This is a genomic window from Bacillus sp. KNSH39 (assembly GCF_052656585.1).
The window spans coordinates 5053482-5072151 of sequence record NZ_JBQXYO010000001.1; the positions used below are offsets into that span (position 1 = coordinate 5053482).

At 36.7% G+C, this 18670-nt stretch carries 20 protein-coding genes and 1 other annotated feature; of the genes, 13 read left to right on the forward strand and 7 right to left on the reverse strand.

Annotated features, from left to right (window positions below):
- Positions 1-20: 20 nt before the first annotated feature.
- A complete protein-coding gene (locus ACUL40_RS25930) occupies positions 21-152 on the reverse strand; it encodes a DUF3941 domain-containing protein (RefSeq protein ID WP_001120851.1) in 132 nt (43 codons plus the stop codon).
- Between the two features lie 100 nt (positions 153-252).
- Between ACUL40_RS25930 and ACUL40_RS25935 the strand changes: the two genes are divergently transcribed.
- A complete protein-coding gene (locus tag ACUL40_RS25935; protein WP_000364431.1) occupies positions 253-1110 on the forward strand; it encodes a YitT family protein in 858 nt (285 codons plus the stop codon).
- 25 nt (positions 1111-1135) lie between these two features.
- Here ACUL40_RS25935 and ACUL40_RS25940 read toward each other — a convergent pair whose 3' ends face one another.
- The 3 genes from ACUL40_RS25940 to ACUL40_RS25950 form a co-directional block, all read right to left on the reverse strand.
- Positions 1136-1333, reverse strand: a complete 198-nt coding sequence (locus ACUL40_RS25940) for a DUF3813 domain-containing protein (protein WP_000527407.1) — start codon at positions 1331-1333, stop codon at positions 1136-1138.
- On the reverse strand, positions 1334-1474 hold the full coding sequence (locus ACUL40_RS25945; RefSeq protein WP_000516816.1) for a hypothetical protein: 141 nt from the start codon (positions 1472-1474) through the stop codon (positions 1334-1336).
- 105 nt (positions 1475-1579) lie between these two features.
- Positions 1580-2389 carry a Cof-type HAD-IIB family hydrolase gene (locus tag ACUL40_RS25950; RefSeq protein WP_001041232.1) on the reverse strand — a complete coding sequence of 270 codons (810 nt, stop codon included), beginning with the start codon at positions 2387-2389 and terminating at the stop codon, positions 1580-1582.
- A gap of 491 nt (positions 2390-2880) precedes the next feature.
- On the opposite strand from ACUL40_RS25950, the gene ACUL40_RS25955 reads away from it, so the two are divergent.
- Positions 2881-3060, forward strand: a complete 180-nt coding sequence (locus tag ACUL40_RS25955; RefSeq protein ID WP_000531421.1) for a YjzC family protein — start codon at positions 2881-2883, stop codon at positions 3058-3060.
- A 209-nt stretch (positions 3061-3269) separates the two neighbouring features.
- Positions 3270-5870, forward strand: coding sequence for an ATP-dependent chaperone ClpB (gene clpB, locus ACUL40_RS25960; protein ID WP_000365401.1), 2601 nt, complete (start codon positions 3270-3272; stop codon positions 5868-5870).
- A 38-nt stretch (positions 5871-5908) separates the two neighbouring features.
- Here clpB and ACUL40_RS25965 read toward each other — a convergent pair whose 3' ends face one another.
- The gene (locus ACUL40_RS25965; protein ID WP_001211116.1) at positions 5909-6091 is read right to left on the reverse strand and encodes a YjzD family protein; all 183 of its coding nucleotides are present in this window, start codon (positions 6089-6091) and stop codon (positions 5909-5911) included.
- A 156-nt stretch (positions 6092-6247) separates the two neighbouring features.
- Here ACUL40_RS25965 and ACUL40_RS25970 point away from each other — a divergent pair, with 156 nt between their 5' ends.
- The 7 genes from ACUL40_RS25970 (at position 6248) to ACUL40_RS26000 (ending at position 12493) form a co-directional block, all read left to right on the forward strand.
- On the forward strand, positions 6248-6982 hold the full coding sequence (locus ACUL40_RS25970; protein WP_000028712.1) for a hydrolase: 735 nt from the start codon (positions 6248-6250) through the stop codon (positions 6980-6982).
- A 29-nt stretch (positions 6983-7011) separates the two neighbouring features.
- Positions 7012-7884 carry an NAD-dependent epimerase/dehydratase family protein gene (locus tag ACUL40_RS25975; RefSeq protein ID WP_002164601.1) on the forward strand — a complete coding sequence of 291 codons (873 nt, stop codon included), beginning with the start codon at positions 7012-7014 and terminating at the stop codon, positions 7882-7884.
- A gap of 54 nt (positions 7885-7938) precedes the next feature.
- Positions 7939-8115, forward strand: a complete 177-nt coding sequence (locus ACUL40_RS25980) for a ComZ family protein (protein WP_001986215.1) — start codon at positions 7939-7941, stop codon at positions 8113-8115.
- A gap of 389 nt (positions 8116-8504) precedes the next feature.
- Positions 8505-9437: a beta-ketoacyl-ACP synthase III gene (gene fabH / locus ACUL40_RS25985; protein WP_001100547.1), complete on the forward strand. Its 933-nt coding sequence runs from the start codon at positions 8505-8507 to the stop codon at positions 9435-9437.
- A gap of 32 nt (positions 9438-9469) precedes the next feature.
- Entirely contained in the window at positions 9470-10708 is a 1239-nt protein-coding gene (fabF, locus tag ACUL40_RS25990; RefSeq protein WP_000412656.1) for a beta-ketoacyl-ACP synthase II, read from the forward strand.
- Between the two features lie 106 nt (positions 10709-10814).
- On the forward strand, positions 10815-11603 hold the full coding sequence (locus tag ACUL40_RS25995; protein WP_000513277.1) for a DUF2268 domain-containing protein: 789 nt from the start codon (positions 10815-10817) through the stop codon (positions 11601-11603).
- 143 nt (positions 11604-11746) lie between these two features.
- Positions 11747-12493 (forward strand): YjbA family protein, encoded by a 747-nt coding sequence (locus tag ACUL40_RS26000; RefSeq protein WP_050252206.1) that lies wholly within the window; start codon positions 11747-11749, stop codon positions 12491-12493.
- Positions 12494-12851: 358 nt separating this feature from the next.
- On the opposite strand, the gene trpS is transcribed toward ACUL40_RS26000, so the two are convergent.
- Both trpS and ACUL40_RS26010 read right to left on the reverse strand, forming a co-directional pair.
- Positions 12852-13841, reverse strand: coding sequence for a tryptophan--tRNA ligase (gene trpS, locus ACUL40_RS26005; protein ID WP_000110982.1), 990 nt, complete (start codon positions 13839-13841; stop codon positions 12852-12854).
- Between the two features lie 77 nt (positions 13842-13918).
- Positions 13919-14135, reverse strand: a binding site (T-box leader).
- Between the two features lie 105 nt (positions 14136-14240).
- Positions 14241-14621 (reverse strand): DUF3899 domain-containing protein, encoded by a 381-nt coding sequence (locus ACUL40_RS26010; RefSeq protein WP_001044997.1) that lies wholly within the window; start codon positions 14619-14621, stop codon positions 14241-14243.
- Between the two features lie 319 nt (positions 14622-14940).
- Here ACUL40_RS26010 and ACUL40_RS26015 point away from each other — a divergent pair, with 319 nt between their 5' ends.
- The 3 genes from ACUL40_RS26015 (at position 14941) to opp3C (ending at position 18665) form a co-directional block, all read left to right on the forward strand.
- Positions 14941-16596, forward strand: coding sequence for a peptide ABC transporter substrate-binding protein (locus ACUL40_RS26015; protein WP_000727217.1), 1656 nt, complete (start codon positions 14941-14943; stop codon positions 16594-16596).
- A 126-nt stretch (positions 16597-16722) separates the two neighbouring features.
- The gene (gene opp3b / locus ACUL40_RS26020; protein WP_000534167.1) at positions 16723-17652 is read left to right on the forward strand and encodes an oligopeptide ABC transporter permease; all 930 of its coding nucleotides are present in this window, start codon (positions 16723-16725) and stop codon (positions 17650-17652) included.
- Entirely contained in the window at positions 17649-18665 is a 1017-nt protein-coding gene (opp3C, locus tag ACUL40_RS26025; RefSeq protein WP_000974106.1) for an oligopeptide ABC transporter permease, read from the forward strand. The genes opp3b and opp3C overlap by 4 nt, the downstream gene beginning before the upstream one ends.
- The last annotated feature ends 5 nt before the right edge of the window (positions 18666-18670 follow it).

Below are 18670 nucleotides of genomic sequence, written 5' to 3' on the forward strand. Positions count from 1 at the left end.
ATTGTTGATGTACGATGGAATCAAAGGTGATCGGTCTTTTTAGAGTATGCACGTTTACCTTGCTGAATATTTTTTTGCTCTTGCTCATTTTTTTGTGTGCGTTTTGCGTTATTATCACGTGCTTTTTTGTCGTTATCACTCGTATGTGGCATATGTATCAACTCCATTTCTAAACGTTGTACGTTTATCATTTCCTTTTTCGTAAAGACTATGTATAGCGGTGCATTTATGAAGGGTAAAGGTGGATTCGAAATGGATTTGAAGTTGAATTATACTGAACTTATAAAGAAGTTAATCGTTGTAATCATCGCAGGTTTATTAAACGCGATTGGGATGAATTTATTTTTAACGCCAGCAAAAGTGTATGCGAGCGGCTTTGCTGGATTGTCTCAATTATTATCACAAATATTAGGTGATTTTTTATCGATTCACATATCTACGGGAGTATTGTTTAGCTTATTTAATATTCCTGTCGTTATTTTAGCGTGGAAAAAGGTTGGAAAGGCCTTCACCTTTTTTAGTTTTCTTTGTGTTATATTTATGACTCTGTTTCTAGAAATCATCCCTGTTAGAGCGGTTTCGAATGATATCATATTAAATGCGATTTTTGGCGGGATTATTTCGGCAATTGGAGTAGGGATTGCTTTAAAGTGGGGTGCTTCTACAGGTGGATTAGATATTATCGCCATGATCTTATCAAAAATAAAAGATAAGCCTGTCGGTACATACTTTTTCTTTTTTAATGCAATTATCATTATCGCTGCTGGCTATGTATATGGATGGGAAAAAGCGTTATATACGCTAGTGACTTTATATGTATCAACGAGAATTATTGATGCAATTCATACTCGTCATGTAAAGATTACAGCATTAATTGTTACGAAGAATGGGGCAGACGTAAGAAAGGCGATTCACTCGCGATTAGTAAGAGGGATTACAACGATACCAGCAACAGGTGCTTATACAAATGAAAATAAAGAAATGTTAATGATGGTTATTACCCGTTATGAGTTATACGAATTAGAGAGGATTATTAAACAAGTGGACCCAGGTGCATTTACAAATATACTGCAAACAGTTGGGGTATTCGGATTGTTTCGGAAAGATTAAAGAGGACCAAAGTTGGTCCTCTTTTTTAATGTAAATTCGTAATGTTTTGCAATTGCTCTTGCATTTCACGGAGCTGAACTTTTTCAGCAGTTGAAGAGTTTGCGTAAGCGGATTGCAAAGCATTTTTTGCTCTATACACGAGATCTTGTTGCTCAGTACCGCTTGAACAAGATACGGCATTTTCAACAGCATCTCTAGCTTGTTGGAATAGTAAGTTCCCCATTTAAACCCCTCCAAAAGAAGAGTTACTTCTTGCTTTTTCTGCCTCAGCTAATGTACCTCTGTACGGGAATCTTGCATCATGCTTCATAACAGCATCGGCTCCTTGTTGGATAAAACGTTTTGATTTGTTCTTTTTACCCATTCGAAAAACCCCCTTTATTTAGCTGAAAACAATCGACGCAATGTCTCATGCGTCTACTTATAGTATGGACATTTGGCAGGAAACTATAAGTAGGGAATTTTTAGATTACAACCCAAGAACCTCTTCTAAATATAAAGCAATACCATCTTCTTCGTTCGTTAACGTCGTATGGTTTGCGAGTGATTTTAATTCAGGGATGGCATTTCCCATTGCGATGCCGTGACCAGCAAATTCAATCATTTCAAAATCATTATCTTCATCACCGAAAGCGATAATTCGCTCTTGTGGAATGTTGTAATGACTAGAAATTTTTTGTAATCCAACTGCTTTATTTAATCCGCTTTTCACAATTTCAATAATCGGCCAAGGTGCGCCCCATTTTCTATGGTCAATTACTTCCGCATGCATATCGGTTAAATGTTGACGAATTGCAGTAGAATGCTCGTCATGTGCGTCAATTAATAAGCAAGTTGGATGATCGTTTAAAATATTTAATAAGTCTCCCGTAAAAATCTTAGGAGAGCCGAATTCGAAAATATGTTTTTTATCTTCATCAATTTCACGAACATACACATCGTCCATTACTTCCGCGTATATATTTTTTACGCCAAAATCAAAGCAAGCTCGGACAATTTCTTGCGCTGTTGCTAGCTCAAGAGGAGAGTGATGTGTTCCCCAGTTTGAATCAAGAGGATGATGTACGTAAGCGCCGTTAAAGTTTACGATAGGTGTGTTAAGATCAAGTTCTTTATAGTAATCATAACTAGCACGGAATGGACGTCCTGTTGAAATAACAACAATATGTCCCTGTTCCTTTGCTTTTGCAATTGTATGTTTCGTTCGAGTGGAAATTATTTTGTTGTCTGTTAATAAAGTGCCGTCTAAGTCTAATGCGATTAAATGTTGTTTGTTCATAATTTCACCTCTTATAATAATTTTTTTGTATCTATCTGTATTTCCGTTTTTAATATGCAGAAATAAGAGGTTAGACTCGGTGAAATCACCATAGATGGAAATTTCACTATATATCCATCTTACGTCTCAAAGTGCTGTGGTGTCTACTATTTATCGTTGGAAATTAAGAAAAGTCAATATCTTTTTAGAAAGTTCAAACAATGTTTCTTTCATTATGTACAAATTGTGAAAAGGGTTACATTGCTCGTGTGATGAGGCATATAATGAACATGTAATCTTCTCGTATATGTTTGACTCTCCTTTGAAACTAGCCTAGAGTAGGTTGGTTTCTTTTTTTTTCTACAGGTAGGAAAGAAATCCCTGCTTACGCTTGTGTCATTCATATATATGTACAAGAATGAGATGTAGTACTGTTTCCTAAACATGACAGAAAAGCTTTCTTTTAAAATGGATATACTAATGAGGCAAGACGTCATGGAAGGAGAATGAAGATGGGACAAAATCGCAGGTTTCGTTCTGGACAAAAAGCGCCGAATGATGGCATTTACGTAGAAATTGGTGAAACGGGAAGTATGGTGAAAGATCCGCAAATGGTGAAATTAACTGCCGGTGAAAAGTTTCCGGATAACACGAATCATAACCGCCAGTGGACATATAAAAGAAAACCGTAACAGAAGCCGCAATCATTATTGCGGCTTTTTTGTCGTTACACATTGTAATTTCATTTACCGTATTTTTTAGCAGTATAATGAATGCTCTCTTTTTCTTTTTCAAATAATAAGTTTGAAAATACATAGGCAAAATTATTGTATAAAAAAGTCAGTTGGCGTATAATCAAATCAAAGGTCAAAGAAAGTCAAACTTTTGGAGGGCTGTAAAGATGGACTTAAATCAAATGACAACAAAAACACAAGAGGCGATTATGAGTGCCCAATCTTTAGCGGTATCTCATCATCACCAAGAGGTGGATACTGTTCATCTATTACTTGCATTATTAGAAGAGCAAGATGGATTAGCAGTACGTATATTTCAAAAAATGAATGTTGATATAGAAGCATTAAAGCAAGGTGCTGAAAGTTTAATTAAAAAGAAACCTTCTGTAACGGGGAGCGGTGCAGAAGTTGGGAAATTGTATGTAACGAGCGCTCTGCAACAACTTCTTGTAAGAGCAGGAAAAGAAGCAGAAAAACTGCAGGATGATTACATTTCAGTAGAACATGTATTGCTTGCTTTTTCTGAAGAAAAAGGCGATATAAATCAATTATTTACAAGATTGCATATTACGAAAGATAACTTATTACAGTCTTTAATGACAGTTCGGGGGAATCAAAGAGTGACGAGCCAAAATCCAGAAGCAACTTATGAAGCGTTAGAAAAATATGGTCGTGATTTAGTGGCGGAAGTGAGAGCAGGGAAAATTGATCCTGTAATCGGCCGTGATAGTGAAATACGACGTGTAATCCGTATTCTTTCACGTAAAACGAAAAACAATCCTGTTTTAATTGGGGAGCCAGGTGTTGGTAAAACAGCAATCGTTGAAGGGCTAGCACAGCGTATCGTGAAAAAGGATGTACCTGAAGGATTGAAAGATAGAACGATTTTTGCGTTAGATATGAGTGCACTCGTAGCTGGTGCGAAATTCCGTGGTGAGTTCGAAGAGCGTCTGCAAGCTGTATTAAATGAAATTAAAAAGAGTGAAGGACGCATTTTATTATTCATTGATGAACTTCATACAATAGTTGGAGCTGGTAAAACAGAGGGAGCCATGGATGCAGGAAATATGTTAAAACCGATGCTTGCGCGCGGTGAACTGCATTGTATCGGGGCGACGACGCTCGATGAATATCGCAAATATATTGAGAAAGATCCAGCGCTAGAAAGACGTTTCCAACAAGTATTAGCAGAAGAACCAACTGTTGAAGATACAATTTCCATTTTACGTGGATTAAAAGAACGCTTTGAAATTTATCACGGTGTAAATATTCATGACCGTGCGATTGTAGCAGCGTCAGTTTTATCAGATCGATATATTTCAGATCGCTTCTTACCTGATAAAGCAATTGACCTTGTTGATGAAGCGTGTGCAACAATTCGTACAGAAATTGATTCTATGCCAACAGAATTAGATGAAGTAACGCGCCGCATTATGCAGCTGGAAATTGAAGAAGCGGCTCTTGGGAAAGAAACGGATCGTGGTAGCCAAGAGCGTCTAAAAACATTGCAACGTGAATTATCGGATTTAAAAGAAGTTGCAAGTGGCATGAGAGCGAAATGGGAGAAAGAAAAAGAAGACATTCACAAAGTTCGTGACTTACGTGAACATTTAGAACGTTTGCGTCGTGAATTAGAAGAAGCAGAAGGCAATTACGATTTAAATAAAGCAGCCGAACTTCGTCACGGGAAAATTCCCGCAATTGAAAAAGAGTTAAAAGAAGCGGAAGAAATGGGCGCGCATAATAAACAAGAAAATCGTTTATTACGTGAGGAAGTAAGTGAAGAAGAAATTGCAGATATTGTTTCACGCTGGACTGGTATTCCTGTTGCGAAACTCGTGGAAGGTGAACGCGAGAAATTATTACGCTTAGAGCAAATCTTATCAGAGCGTGTCATCGGACAAGAGGAAGCAGTAAGCTTAGTGTCAGACGCAGTTCTTCGTGCTCGCGCTGGTATTAAAGATCCGAACCGCCCGATTGGTTCTTTCATCTTCTTAGGACCAACAGGTGTTGGTAAAACAGAACTTGCAAAAACGTTAGCCCAGTCTTTATTCGATAGTGAAGAGCAAATGATTCGCATTGACATGTCTGAGTATATGGAAAAACACGCCGTGTCTCGCTTAATTGGTGCACCTCCTGGATATGTAGGATATGAAGAAGGCGGTCAATTAACAGAAGCGGTAAGACGTAAACCATATTCCGTTGTTTTATTAGATGAAATTGAAAAAGCACATCCAGAAGTATTCAACATTTTATTACAAATGTTAGATGATGGACGCATTACAGATTCACAGGGCCGTACAGTGGACTTTAAAAATACAGTTATTATTATGACTTCAAATATTGGATCTGCTCATTTACTAGATGGATTAGAAGAAGATGGTTCCATTAAAGAGGAATCAAGAGACCTTGTAATGGGGCAATTAAGAGGACATTTCCGCCCTGAATTTTTAAACCGTGTGGATGAAATTATTTTATTCAAACCTCTTACAACGAATGAAATTAAAGGCATTGTTGATAAAATTGTAAAAGAACTACAAGGTCGTCTAGCTGACCGTCACATTACAGTAGAATTAACAGATGCAGCAAAAGAATTTGTTGTGGAAGCAGGTTTCGACCCAATGTACGGAGCTCGTCCATTAAAACGATACGTACAGCGTCAAGTGGAAACGAAATTAGCACGAGAATTAATTGCAGGAACAATTACTGATAATAGTCACGTAGTTGTTGATGTAGAAAATAACGAGTTAGTCGTTCATGTGAAATAAAAATAAAAAAGAGTTCGGATAAAATCCGGACTCTTTTTTTAGTGTTGTTCTACTGGCTCGTTTGGAATTGCAGCTGAAATTGCTAGTACTAACACAGCAAGAACAACTGAGAAAATAGACGCTTGGTTAAAGTCGTATGTACCGCCAGTCATAGAGCCGATTACATAGCTCATCATATGTACAAGTAAGAACGACCAAATTAATGCCCAAATGAAACGCATATTTTACACCTCTATTCGTTCAATCTGTCCTTATTGTAACACAATTGAAAAAAGAATATAGAAAAATATTTGTAGATTTTTCAACGCAAATTTGCATTCCGTTCATACATTATAAAAGAGTGGTTTTATATGTTTAGAAAATAAGGCGGGGGAAAAATGAGTATTACGGAACGTTTTTTTTACTTAGAAAAAGAACCATGTGTCATTTATTTACCGGAGAAGCCAAATGGATTTTCTGTTATGCTCCTCGGTGATTATAACTACTTTATTGAGAATGGTACAAGTTTATGGACACAGCATGCGGGTAGATCTTATTTTTTACATGGCCTTATTGAGCAAGGCTACACAGTCTTTTCTTCTAATTTATACGGAAGACATTGGGGAAACGACCAATCTGTTCGTCTAGCGAAACGTTTATATGACGTTGTGTTGAGAAAAGAGACATTGAATGCGAAAATGCACATTATGGCAGATGGTATGGGAGCACTTGTAGCACTCGAAATGATGAACAAATACCCTGAGTGTATACGCTCTGTCATTATGTTAAATCCGTGTTTAGATTTACCAGAATATGTGGAGTTTGAGAAAGAGCATAAGTTTTTTTACAAGAGACTCGTGAAGGAATTAAGTTTGGCGTATGATGCCAAAGAAGAAGAATTAGAATCAAAAATAAATAAGAAATCATTTACGCTTCTTCCATCTTGTGTACCTGTTAAAATTTTCGTATCAACACAAGAAAAAAGAGGAAGAAAACAGCAGTTGCGTAGATATGAGAAAATGAGGCAACTAAATCAATGTGATACTTCTGTCTTGTTCCATCTGCAAGATGTGAAATATAAAATGGTTAGGCAAACGACCGATTTCTTTAAAAAATATGAAGAAGAATTATGAAGCTCCCATATACATAAATGAGGAGCTATTTGTTTCAGAGGGAAAGGGTTGGTGGTATGGAACGCGTGCTAATTGTAGGTGCACTTACGTTTGTAGGTTATCACCTTGTAAATAAAATGATTGCAGAAGAAGTGGAAGTATATGGTCTTGATTTTGATGAATTCGATAGTATGACGAAAATTAATGAAGAGAAGTTATTATTAATTGGGCGAAATGCATTATTTACGTATTATTCGATAAGAGATGAAGATGGATGGAGATCGGTTGAGGAAGAGAGATTCGATACTGTTTACTTTTGCTTATATGAGCCAAATCAGCAAAGTGGATTTCGGAATGAAAGAGTCATATTACAATATTTAAAGCGAATTATAAGAATGTGTGAAGAACAAAAAGTGAAGTTAAATTTAATTTCTTCTATTGAAGTAGGCAGTACAGATGAATCCGAAAATAAGCGACTATTTTTGAAAGTAGAAGAAGGATTGAAAAAAGGGAATTTACAATATAGTGTATTTCGAGTTCCAACATTATATGGACCGTGGCAACCGTCCTTTATGATGTTTCATCAGCTTATTTTATCAGAATTAGGTGAAAAAGAGTGCCGTTGTACGATTGAGGAAAAGGGGAATGATTTACTTTACGTTGAAGATGTATGTGAATACTTATGGGAAAATGGAACGAACGGGGCGCATCTTGGTATATACAATTTACTTAGTGGTAAACAGTCATTATGGGAAAAAGGTATGAATCTTTTACGCGCGGATGATAAAGTAAATAAAAATAATAACGAAGTAAGAGATGAGGCTATCGAGGTAATTTCAATAAAAAGAAATACTCCGTTAGAATACGGTTTAAATAAGCAACTGGCACACATGAAAAAATATAAAGAGTTATACGAAGGGTAGTACGCGTGTTACACTATTGTATGTGAAAGTTTTAATGGAGAGGAAGAGCATAATATGAACGAAAAAAGCATGCAGTTTTTACAAATCGCAATGAAGCATTTACCGGAAGCAAAGGCAATTTTAGATGATAATGGAATTGCACTTGATATGGAGAAGGCACAGCCAGTGTTAGAGTTGTTAATGAAAGTTATGAACGAGGCCTATGAGCTCGGGAAAGCAGATAAAGAATAAAAAGAATAAAAAGCATCTTTTTAAGATGGAAGAGAGGCCCGAACCGTGGATAGAAGCGGTCAGGGCCTTTTTTATTCTCGCCTGGGGGGAAACCAGAGATATGAAGAGGATAAAGGAAAAGTAGTGAGGAGAACTCTCTAGTTTAGAAGGAAAGCAGATAAAGAATAAAAAAGCATCTTTTTAGATGAAAGAGAGGATCGAACTGTAAATAGAAGCGGTTTGAGTCTTTTTATATTTGAGAGGTATGTTTCCGTTTCTTTTAATGAAAAATAACGTGAATAATGCGTTAGCTTTCTGTTTTATGCGAAATATATTCTAGACAAAAATACATTTATGTTTTAAAATTAGTACCAAGTCATAATAATTGATATAAAACGGAGGGCTGCGATGTGAACGTGGGCATTTTAGGGATCGGAAGATATGTGCCAGAAAAAGTAGTCACAAATCACGATTTAGAGAAAATAATGGAAACATCCGATGAATGGATTCGTACGAGAACGGGAATTGCAGAAAGACGCATTGCCGATGATACAATAGATACTTCATATATGGCCGTAGAGGCTTCTAAAAAAGCACTTGAAGATGCAGGAATTAGCGGAGAGGATATCGATCTTATTTTAGTAGCAACAGTAACACCAGATCGTGCTTTTCCAGCAGTTGCTTGTGTAATTCAAGAAGCAATAGGAGCGAAACATGCAGCCGCAATGGATTTAAGTGCAGCATGTGCTGGTTTTATGTACGGAATGATTACAGCGCAGCAATTTATTCAAACAGGAACGTATAAAAATGTATTAGTAGTTGGTAGTGATAAACTATCTAAAATTGTAGACTGGAACGATCGAAATACAGCAGTACTATTTGGAGACGGAGCCGGTGCTGTCGTAATGGGAGCTGTTTCAGAAGGTAAAGGCGTTCTATCTTTTGAATTAGGAGCAGACGGAAGTGGCGGCAAGCACCTTTATCAAGACGAGTATGTTATGATGAATGGCAGAGAAGTGTTTAAATTTGCCGTTCGTCAACTTGGTGATTCTTGTCTTCGCGTTTTAGATAAAGCTGGTCTTACGAAAGAAGATGTGGATTTCTTAGTACCGCATCAAGCAAACATTCGTATTATGGAATCTGCAAGAGAGAGGTTAAATTTACCACAAGAAAAAATGAGTATGACGATTGAGAAGTTCGGTAATACATCAGCTTCTTCAATTCCGATTGCAATGGTAGAGGAATTGCAAAACGGACGTATTCAAGACGGTGATTTAATTATACTTGTTGGTTTTGGCGGCGGATTAACATGGGGAGCAGTTGCTCTTCGTTGGGGTAAATAAGGACTGAGAGAAAAAAAAGGAGTGTATTTTGTATGGAAAAAAAGAGGGTCGTAATTACAGGACTAGGAGCTGTTACACCGGTCGGAACAGATGTTGAAACAGCGTGGGAAAACATTAAAAAGGGTGTATCTGGAATCGGGCGACTTACAAGAATTGATCCAGAACTATTTCCAGCAAAAGTAGCAGCGGAAATTAACGACTTTGAAGTCGAGAAATATATTGATAAAAAAGAAGCGCGCCGTATGGATCGCTTTACACAATATGCAGTGGCAGCAGCGAAAATGGCAGTTGCAGATGCAAAACTTGAAATTACAGAAGAAAACGGACCTCGAATTGGTGTATGGATTGGATCTGGTATTGGCGGTATGGAAACATACGAAGAACAATTTAAGATTTTTACTGAGAAAGGCCCACGCCGCGTGAGCCCATTCTTCGTGCCGATGATGATTCCAGATATGGCAGCAGGTCAAGTATCAATCGCAACAGGAGCAAAAGGAATTAACACTTGTTCTGTAACGGCTTGTGCATCTGGTGCAAACTCAATTGGTGATGCATTTAAAGCAATTCAGCGTGGTGATGCTGATGCAATGATTACAGGCGGAGCAGAAGCGCCGCTAACAAGTATGGCATTCGCAGGATTTAGCTCAGCGAAAGCATTAACATTTAATGAAGACCCAGCAACGGCTTGCCGTCCATTTGATAAAAACCGTAGCGGTTTCGTAATGGGTGAAGGCTCAGGTATTCTAATTCTTGAAGAATTAGAGCACGCATTAGCACGCGGTGCTCACATTTACGCGGAAATTGCTGGTTATGGTGCAACTGGAGATGCATTCCATATTACAATGCCTGCTCCTGGTGGGGAAGGCGGAGTGCGTGCAATGCGTCAAGCTTTAGCTGATGCAGGCCTACAGCCAGAAGATATTGATTACATTAATGCGCACGGTACAAGTACTGATGCGAATGAAAAATATGAAACGATGGCAATTAAAGAAACTTTCGGCGAGCACGCGTATAAAGTAGCAATTAGCTCAACGAAATCAATGACAGGTCACTTATTAGGAGCAGCTGGTGCTGTTGAAGCGATTTTCTCTATTAAATCAATTACAGACGGAGTAATTCCTCCAACAATTAACTATGAGACACCAGATCCAGAATGTGACTTAGATTACGTCCCAAATCAAGCGAGACACCAAGAAGTAAATGCAGTATTAAGTAACTCATTAGGATTTGGTGGTCATAACGCAGTGTTAGTATTTAAATCGTATAAATAATCGATGAAATAAGGAGTTTTTTCGCAATAGATTGCGAAAAAACTCCTTATTTATTTTTACGCCTTTTTCTCCTGTAGCATATACATAAGAAAAAGGAGGGATAAAGATGGGGATTGTTGAAACAGCTGAATGGTTACATTTATATTATGGACGGCCAGAAAAACTTTGTGAGAAATTTACGAAGTATATTCCGTTGCCAAAAGAAAGGTTGTATCGCTTTTTAATTTCAAAAGGGATGTATCGCCCGATCATGCGCGGAGAAAAGGAAATTAAAGAATTAGAGGAAAAGGAAATTTGGAAAGAATTGAGCCTGGAGTATGATAAACTGAAAAATTGGTTAAAAGGTCCAGATGTCCCTGTCTTTATTTTATTATCAGATTCCTATAATCGAACTGTACAAGAAGAGTATAACGGTAGGGCTGGATTATCTATGCGTCATGTTATTTTCTTATTCGTATGTGGGCGGAATTCGGTAGAAGAATTAAAAGTGTTATTGGCGCATGAATATCATCACATATGCAGGTTACATCAAATTGAGACGAAAGAAACAGAATATACATTACTTGATACGATGATTATGGAAGGGCTAGCGGAACAAGCAGTAACAGAAAGGTATACAGAAAAAAACAATGCACCGTGGACGGCGTATCTTTCAAAAGAAGAGGCTGTTTATTATTGGAAAAATGTTGTACATGAAAGAATAAGTATAAAACGAGGAACAAGGGAACATGACATCTTATTAAATGGCTTTCACTCTTATCCGAAGATGCTTGGCTATGCGCTTGGATTTCATATTGTCAAAGATTGTGTAACTTTGGAAGGAGAAGATACACTTTCTTTATTATCTATAGATGCAAAAGAAATATTGAATAAAGCAAATACATTTCATATATAAAAAAACAGGAATTCTATTTCCTGTTTTTTTAGTATTAATAGAAGAAAAAATAATAATTAGAATATATTTCCTCAAGTGGAATAAAGTTAAGCAAAAATGAACATAATGATTGGTACAAACAGTAGTGAAGTGAGGGGTAGTGAATGTTATATCTACATGATGTATGGGTAAATTGGTTTGAAGGTGAAGAGAATGGGTATAACGTTTGTCATTTTTACGAATGGCGGAAAGATGATACGATTGAGCTATTAGATCAAGTGCCATTATTAAAAGTAGATGCCACATTATATCATTACATCGAGAACGAATTGTTAGAGCTTCCGCAAAAAATGCTGGAAGACGTACATCATAAGGCTTATATTCGTAAAAATCATGAACGTTTGCAGCAAGAGTATTGCTTTGTTGTTACAGATGGGAAAGGCATTATTGCCATTGACACAATTGGTTACAATGTACCAATTCGCAAAAGTAGACTTATACCACGCCAAGAGCAGATGGTATATGAGATGGTAGAAAACGTACAAGCAGAAAAGTATGAGTTCCAAGTAGAAGAAACAGAAAAAGAACATCATATTTTATCACCATCGCCTTTCATTATGAATGGCTTGACTCGTAAAGAAAGACAGCTAAAACAATTATTATTTATGGCGTTAGATCAATTACATACAACGAAAAACACAGCAGAAATTCGCTATTGGTTCACAGAGTGGGATCCATCAGCATATGGAATGGTTCAACATATGGAATTTGAAGATATTTGGGCTAAGCTGTATGATGAAGCGAAAGCTGGCTGGTCTGATAAGCACGAACAATTATGTGAGCGTCTCGTAAAAGGACAGCCATTTTTTGAAAAGTTATGGGAAATGGAAAATGAGCAAAAGGTAAATTAAAAAACCGCCAATTGGCGGTTTTTTAATTTTGTAGAAATCTAGTTCCAGCGGCAAGAATGTTCGGTGGCTTCGCGCCTTCACATTCTAAACGAGCCGCCTCCGCTTTTTGTAGAAATCCAGCTCCGGCAGCGAGCTCTTCGTGTCTAAGAACCTTCCGCATAAGAAGACAAAAAGCGTCTTCTATGCGAAAGAACCTTATCCAGTCAGAGCTGAACGAGCTGCCTCCGCTTTATATGTAATCTAGCTCCGGCTCCTAACCCTTCGCGTCTAAGAACCTTCCCCACAAGAAGGTAAAAAGCACCTTCTGTGGGAAAGAACCTTAGCCGTCAGGGCTAAGCAGTCGCCTCCGCTTTATATGTTACCTACGTTTTCTGCTTAGTCCCATTGCGTTTTCTACTTTGCGTAGTTGTTTGAATGCAACGCGGTTTGCTTTTTCTGCACCTTTGTCTAGGATTTCGTCTAGTTCTGGTGAGTTGATTAGTTCGTTATATTTGTCTTGGATTGGACGAATAGCTTCTACGACTACTTGCGCTAGGTCGCCTTTGAAGTCGCCGTATCCTTTTCCTTCGTACATTGCTTCGATTTCTTCAACTGTTTTTCCAGAGAATGAAGAGTAGATTGTTAATAAATTAGAGATACCAGGTTTGTTTTCCTTATCAAATTTCACAATACCTTCAGAGTCAGTTACAGCACTCTTAATTTTCTTTTCAATTGTTTTTGGCTCATCAAGCATACTAATCATTGATTTTGGATTCGGATCAGATTTACTCATTTTTTTCGTAGGCTCTGTTAATGACATAACGCGAGCTCCTACTTTTGGAATGCGAATTTCAGGCATTGTGAAGATTTCGCGGTAACGTTTGTTGAAACGCTCTGCTAAGTCACGTGTTAATTCGATATGTTGCTTTTGGTCATCACCAACCGGCACGATTTCAGTGTTGTAAAGTAAAATATCAGCAGCCATTAATGGTGGATACGTAAGTAATCCAGCTGGAACTGAATCTCTACCAGAAGCTTTATCTTTATATTGCGTCATACGTTCTAATTCTCCAACGTAAGCAACAGATTGCATGATCCATCCTAGTTGAGCGTGTGCTGGTACTTCTGATTGTACAAATAAAGTAGCTTTTTCAGGATCGATGCCGCATGCTACATAAAGTGCAGCAAGACTGCGGATGTTTTTACGAAGCCCGACGGGATCTTGAGGTACTGTAATCGCATGTTGGTTTACAATACAGAAATAACAGTCGTGTTCATTTTGAAGCTCTGTAAACTGCTTCATTGCTCCTAAATAGTTTCCAAGTGTAATCGTTCCACTTGGTTGAATACCAGAAAAGATAACTGACATAAGTAATTCCTCCTAAAATAGAATGCGTGATGTGGGGAAGAGAAGGCAAACAAAAAAGCCCATTCATCCCAAAAAACTATAGGGACGAATGGACCGTGGTACCACCCTAATTATTTCACTACTGTGAAATCTCTCTAATCCATAATAACGTTTGGATATAACGCCAAAGCCTACTACTTTCGGTTCGGTTTGGTGCTCAAAAGCCCATTCCATACTGTACAATTACTTGTTCACACCAACCACAAGCTCTCTGAAATTGCCTCAATATGTACTCTTCTTTATCATCGCATACATATAAATTTATTTATTGTTACTTGAGCTCTTTTAATATGAAAGAACTAAAGTTTTATAACAAAATGTTTTGCTGATTATTATATCATATGGGATAGTGTTTGCAAACTACATCAAAATAGTAAAGCTAATGAGTGTCGAGAACAACCCAAGGAAGATACCTGTAATACAAATTGGATATGTCCATTTGAATGAATATGTTTTATAAATACGTTCTTTCTTATCTGTAGGTTCCTCGACTTCTTCAATTAAAGAGTCAATCTTTTTGTTCGTACCAAATACTCTTTGGAATGCGTAAATGGTTACATTGAAAAAACCATTTTGAAATATGTATAAAAAACCGCCGATAAGAATAAAAAACAGTGCAATATAAAACAAAATGTTGACAAAGTTCAACAAAAATTGAGATGAAATGAGGAATGCACCAATACTAGAAGCAATCATCGCTATAAAAATTAGTATACAAGTATGAAAAAAAACTTTATTCAAAATATTCCCCTCCGTCAAAATATTACTAGAATTATTATACTATAAAAGCTATAATAAGTACTAGGATTAATTTTTTGAAAATTATACGCAATTAAAGGTCTGATTTTAAGATGATGGTAGCAATGTTAATGTATCCCTTTACGAAAAATTAAAAATATAAATATTTTATTAAAAATTTTAACAAAAAAACAAAAAACTATATTCACAATTGTTATATTATATGTATAATGAAAATTGTAGAAACTTGGAGATTATTCTTTCAATTCTACTTTTTAACAAGTGAGGGTACAGGAAGTGCAATTAGGGGAGGCAACACAACATGAAGAAAAAGATACCGTTATTACTTGCATCAACTTTAACTGCAAGTATGTTGCTTAGCGCGTGTAGCTACCAAAAAGATGACGCAAAAGCAAAAGGGAAAGAGAACGCTACGAGTAGTAGTAACGGAAAACAGATTCTTAATTTAACAGAGTTATCTGAAATTCCGTCAATGGATGCATCATTGGCATCTGATTCTTCATCTTCTACAGCATTAAATAATACGATGGAAGGTTTATATCGTATTGGCAAAGATCAAAAGAGAATGCCTGGAGTTGCAGAAGATGTCGAAAAGCTAGATGATGGGAAGAAATACATATTTAAATTAAGAAAAGATGCGAAATGGTCGAATGGGGAACCTGTAACAGCTAAAGATTTTGTGTATTCATGGAAAAGAGCAGTAAATCCAGATACAAAAGCAACGTATTCGTACATTATGTTCGATATTAAAAATGCAGAGAAAATTCATAAAAAAGAATTACCTGCTGACCAATTAGGTGTAAAAGCGATTGATGATTATACATTAGAAGTAGAATTAGACAATCCCGTTCCTTACTTTATCGATTTAACAGTTTATCCAGTATTTTACCCACTAAATGAAAACTTTGTAAAAGCACAAGGGGATAAATTTGGTTTAGAGGCAAATACAACATTATATAACGGTCCATTCGTTATGAGTGATTGGAAACATGAACAAAGTTTCCAATTCAAGAAGAATCCTTCATATTGGGATAATAAAACGGTTAAAATCGAAGAAATTAACTTTAATATTGTAAAAAATACAGCAACTGATGTAAATTTATATGAGACAAACGCGATTGATCGAGCGGCTTTAACGTCTGAATTTGTTGATAAGTTTAGAAAAAGCCCAGAGTTCCAAACAAGAAAAGAAGCAGGGGTTGCTTACTTAAGATTTAATCAAAGTAATCAGTACTTAAGTAATAAAAACTTAAGAAAAGCAATTTCAATGTCCTTTGACCGTGATAACATTGCAAAAGTTATTTTAAATAACGGTGCAATTGGAGCTTACGGATTTGTTGGAAAAGATTTCGCTGAAGGTCCGAATAAAAAAGATTTCCGAGCTGAAAATGGAAAGCTAGTTGAAACAAATCCAAAAGAAGCGAAAAAGCTTTGGGAAACAGCGAAGAAAGAGCTTGGAACTGATAAAATCGAACTAGAATTCTTAAACTTTGATAATGAAGATGCTAAAAAAGTTGGGGAATTCTTAAAAGGTGAGATGGAAAAGAACTTACCAGGTTTATCAATTAAAATTAAACAGCAACCATTCGCACAAAAAAATAAATTAGAAGATTCTCAGCAATATGATATTGCGTTTGGTATTTGGGGACCAGATTTCCCAGATCCAATCTCATATTTAGATATGTTTGTTACGAATGGTTCTCAAAATAAAACAGGGTATTCTAATCAGAAATATGATGAGTTAATCCTAAAAGCTAAAACAGATACAAAAGATTTACAAGCTCGCTGGGACAACCTTCTAGAAGTAGAGAAGATGTTAATTAAAGAGGATGCAGTTATCACTCCAATCTTCCAAAAAGGTTCAGCGTATGTAGTAAAAGGTGCCGTAAAAGATATTATCCCAATTAACTATGGTGGTAAATTAACTTACAAATGGGCATCTGTTGAACAAAAATAATCTTTTTTTCCATCGTTTACAAGGGTATATGCCTATGATGGGCATATGCTCTTATTTTAAAAAAATAAAAGTAAGAATATTTTAAACTATCTTATTGCTTTTGAGAAAAACGGGGAGGTGCTTGATATGGGACGTTATGTATTAAAACGTTTCGTGTACATGGCTTTGACATTATTTTTAATTACTACACTGACTTTCTTTTTGATGAAATTACTTCCGGGTTCTCCGCTTAAAAACCAGGAGAAGCTATCACCGGCACAAAAAGAAATCATTCTTGAAAAATACGGATTGAATGATCCGGTACCAGTTCAATACGCACGTTACTTAGGTAACCTAGCAAAAGGTGATTTAGGGGTATCATTCCAATATGATAACCGCCCAGTAACAGACATGATTGTGGATCGTATTGGACCATCAGCCCAATTAGGTTTACAAGCGATTATATTAGGAACATTTATCGGTTTAATTTTAGGTATTGTTGCCGCACTTCGTAATAATACGTGGGTAGATTATAGTGCAACAGTTATTTCGGTACTCGGAATGTCGGTACCATCATTCGTATTCGCCGCATTACTGCAATATTTCGTAGGGGTAAAACTTGGCTGGTTCCCAGTAGCATTCTGGAAAGGACCAGAGTTTACTGTAATGCCTACAATTGCATTATCGATGGGAGTTATCGCAACAATCGCACGTTTCTCTCGTGCAGAATTAATTGAAGTTATGCAAGCCGATTACATTTTAACAGCGAAAGCGAAAGGAATTAGCCAAGGCGTTATTATTGTCAAACATGCACTTCGTAATGCGTTAATTCCAGTTGTAACAATTTTAGGACCAATGGTTGCGGCATTAATTACAGGAACACTTGTTATCGAGCAAATTTATGCTGTACCAGGACTTGGGGAACAATTCGTTAAATCGATTACTTTAAATGACTATACAGTTATTATGGGAACTACGATTTTCTATAGTGCAATCTTCATTTTAGTTATTTTCATTGTCGATATTTTATACGGAATTATTGATCCTCGTATTCGTTTAGCGGGAGGGAAAAAATGATGAAAGATGTACAAAAATTATCTCCAGATTTATTTCAACAAGCCAATCAAAATAATGTTGATAATGAAGTCATTGCCCGTCCAAGCCTAACGTTTTGGCAAGATGTAAGAAGACGTTTATTCCAACATAAAGGTGCGATGCTTGGCCTTGTATTATTAGTTATCATTGCACTATTAGCGATTTTTGGACCGATGGTAAGTAAACACTCGTATAAAGAGCAAGATTTAGGTCGAGCGAAATTACCACCAAAAATTCCAGTTATTGAAAATGTTCATTGGTTACCATTTGACGGTACAGATCAATATGGTGTTGACCAATATGAAAAACGTGATATTAAAGAGTACTTCTGGTTTGGTACAGATGATCTTGGCCGTGACTTATGGACAAGAACATGGGAAGGTACACGCGTATCATTATATATCGCTCTTTTAGCAGCAGCAATTGACTTAGTAATTGGGGTTGCATACGGAGGTATTTCAGCATTCTACGGCGGTAGAGTAGATAACATTATGCAACGTATTATGGAGATTATTAACGGTATTCCATACTTAATCATCGTTATTTTAATGGTAATCATTATGGGATCTGGTATTTGGTCAATTACACTCGCGATGGCGATTACAGGTTGGATAGGGATGTCGCGTATTGTTCGTGGACAAATCTTAAAGTTAAAAAACCAAGAATATGTATTAGCATCTCGTACATTAGGTGCAACAAATACACAATTAATTGTGAAACATTTAATTCCAAACGTAATGGGACCTATTATCGTAATGACAATGTTTACAATTCCATCAGCGGTGTTTGGTGAAGCGTTCTTAAGTTTCATCGGTTTAGGAATTCAGCCGCCATTTGCGTCACTAGGTTCTCTTGTAAATGATGGTTATAAATCTATTCAAACGTATCCGCATATGATGTTCATCCCTGCGGTTGTCATCAGTATATTAATTTTAGCGTTTAACTTAATGGCAGACGGATTACGCGACGCGTTAGATCCAAAAATGCGTAAGTAAAAGAG

Coding starts and splice junctions, on each gene's coding strand:
- ACUL40_RS25930 (WP_001120851.1), bottom strand. CDS start 152: ATGCCACATACGAGTGATAACGACAAAAAAGCACGTGATAATAACGCA.
- ACUL40_RS25965 (WP_001211116.1), bottom strand. CDS start 6,091: ATGCGTTTCATTTGGGCATTAATTTGGTCGTTCTTACTTGTACATATG.
- clpB (WP_000365401.1), top strand. CDS start 3,270: ATGGACTTAAATCAAATGACAACAAAAACACAAGAGGCGATTATGAGT.
- ACUL40_RS25940 (WP_000527407.1), bottom strand. CDS start 1,333: ATGGGGAACTTACTATTCCAACAAGCTAGAGATGCTGTTGAAAATGCC.
- opp3C (WP_000974106.1), top strand. CDS start 17,649: ATGATGAAAGATGTACAAAAATTATCTCCAGATTTATTTCAACAAGCC.
- ACUL40_RS25995 (WP_000513277.1), top strand. CDS start 10,815: ATGGGGATTGTTGAAACAGCTGAATGGTTACATTTATATTATGGACGG.
- trpS (WP_000110982.1), bottom strand. CDS start 13,841: ATGTCAGTTATCTTTTCTGGTATTCAACCAAGTGGAACGATTACACTT.
- opp3b (WP_000534167.1), top strand. CDS start 16,723: ATGGGACGTTATGTATTAAAACGTTTCGTGTACATGGCTTTGACATTA.
- ACUL40_RS25935 (WP_000364431.1), top strand. CDS start 253: ATGGATTTGAAGTTGAATTATACTGAACTTATAAAGAAGTTAATCGTT.
- ACUL40_RS25955 (WP_000531421.1), top strand. CDS start 2,881: ATGGGACAAAATCGCAGGTTTCGTTCTGGACAAAAAGCGCCGAATGAT.
- ACUL40_RS25970 (WP_000028712.1), top strand. CDS start 6,248: ATGAGTATTACGGAACGTTTTTTTTACTTAGAAAAAGAACCATGTGTC.
- ACUL40_RS25945 (WP_000516816.1), bottom strand. CDS start 1,474: ATGGGTAAAAAGAACAAATCAAAACGTTTTATCCAACAAGGAGCCGAT.
- ACUL40_RS25980 (WP_001986215.1), top strand. CDS start 7,939: ATGAACGAAAAAAGCATGCAGTTTTTACAAATCGCAATGAAGCATTTA.
- fabF (WP_000412656.1), top strand. CDS start 9,470: ATGGAAAAAAAGAGGGTCGTAATTACAGGACTAGGAGCTGTTACACCG.
- ACUL40_RS26015 (WP_000727217.1), top strand. CDS start 14,941: ATGAAGAAAAAGATACCGTTATTACTTGCATCAACTTTAACTGCAAGT.
- ACUL40_RS26000 (WP_050252206.1), top strand. CDS start 11,747: ATGTTATATCTACATGATGTATGGGTAAATTGGTTTGAAGGTGAAGAG.
- ACUL40_RS25950 (WP_001041232.1), bottom strand. CDS start 2,389: ATGAACAAACAACATTTAATCGCATTAGACTTAGACGGCACTTTATTA.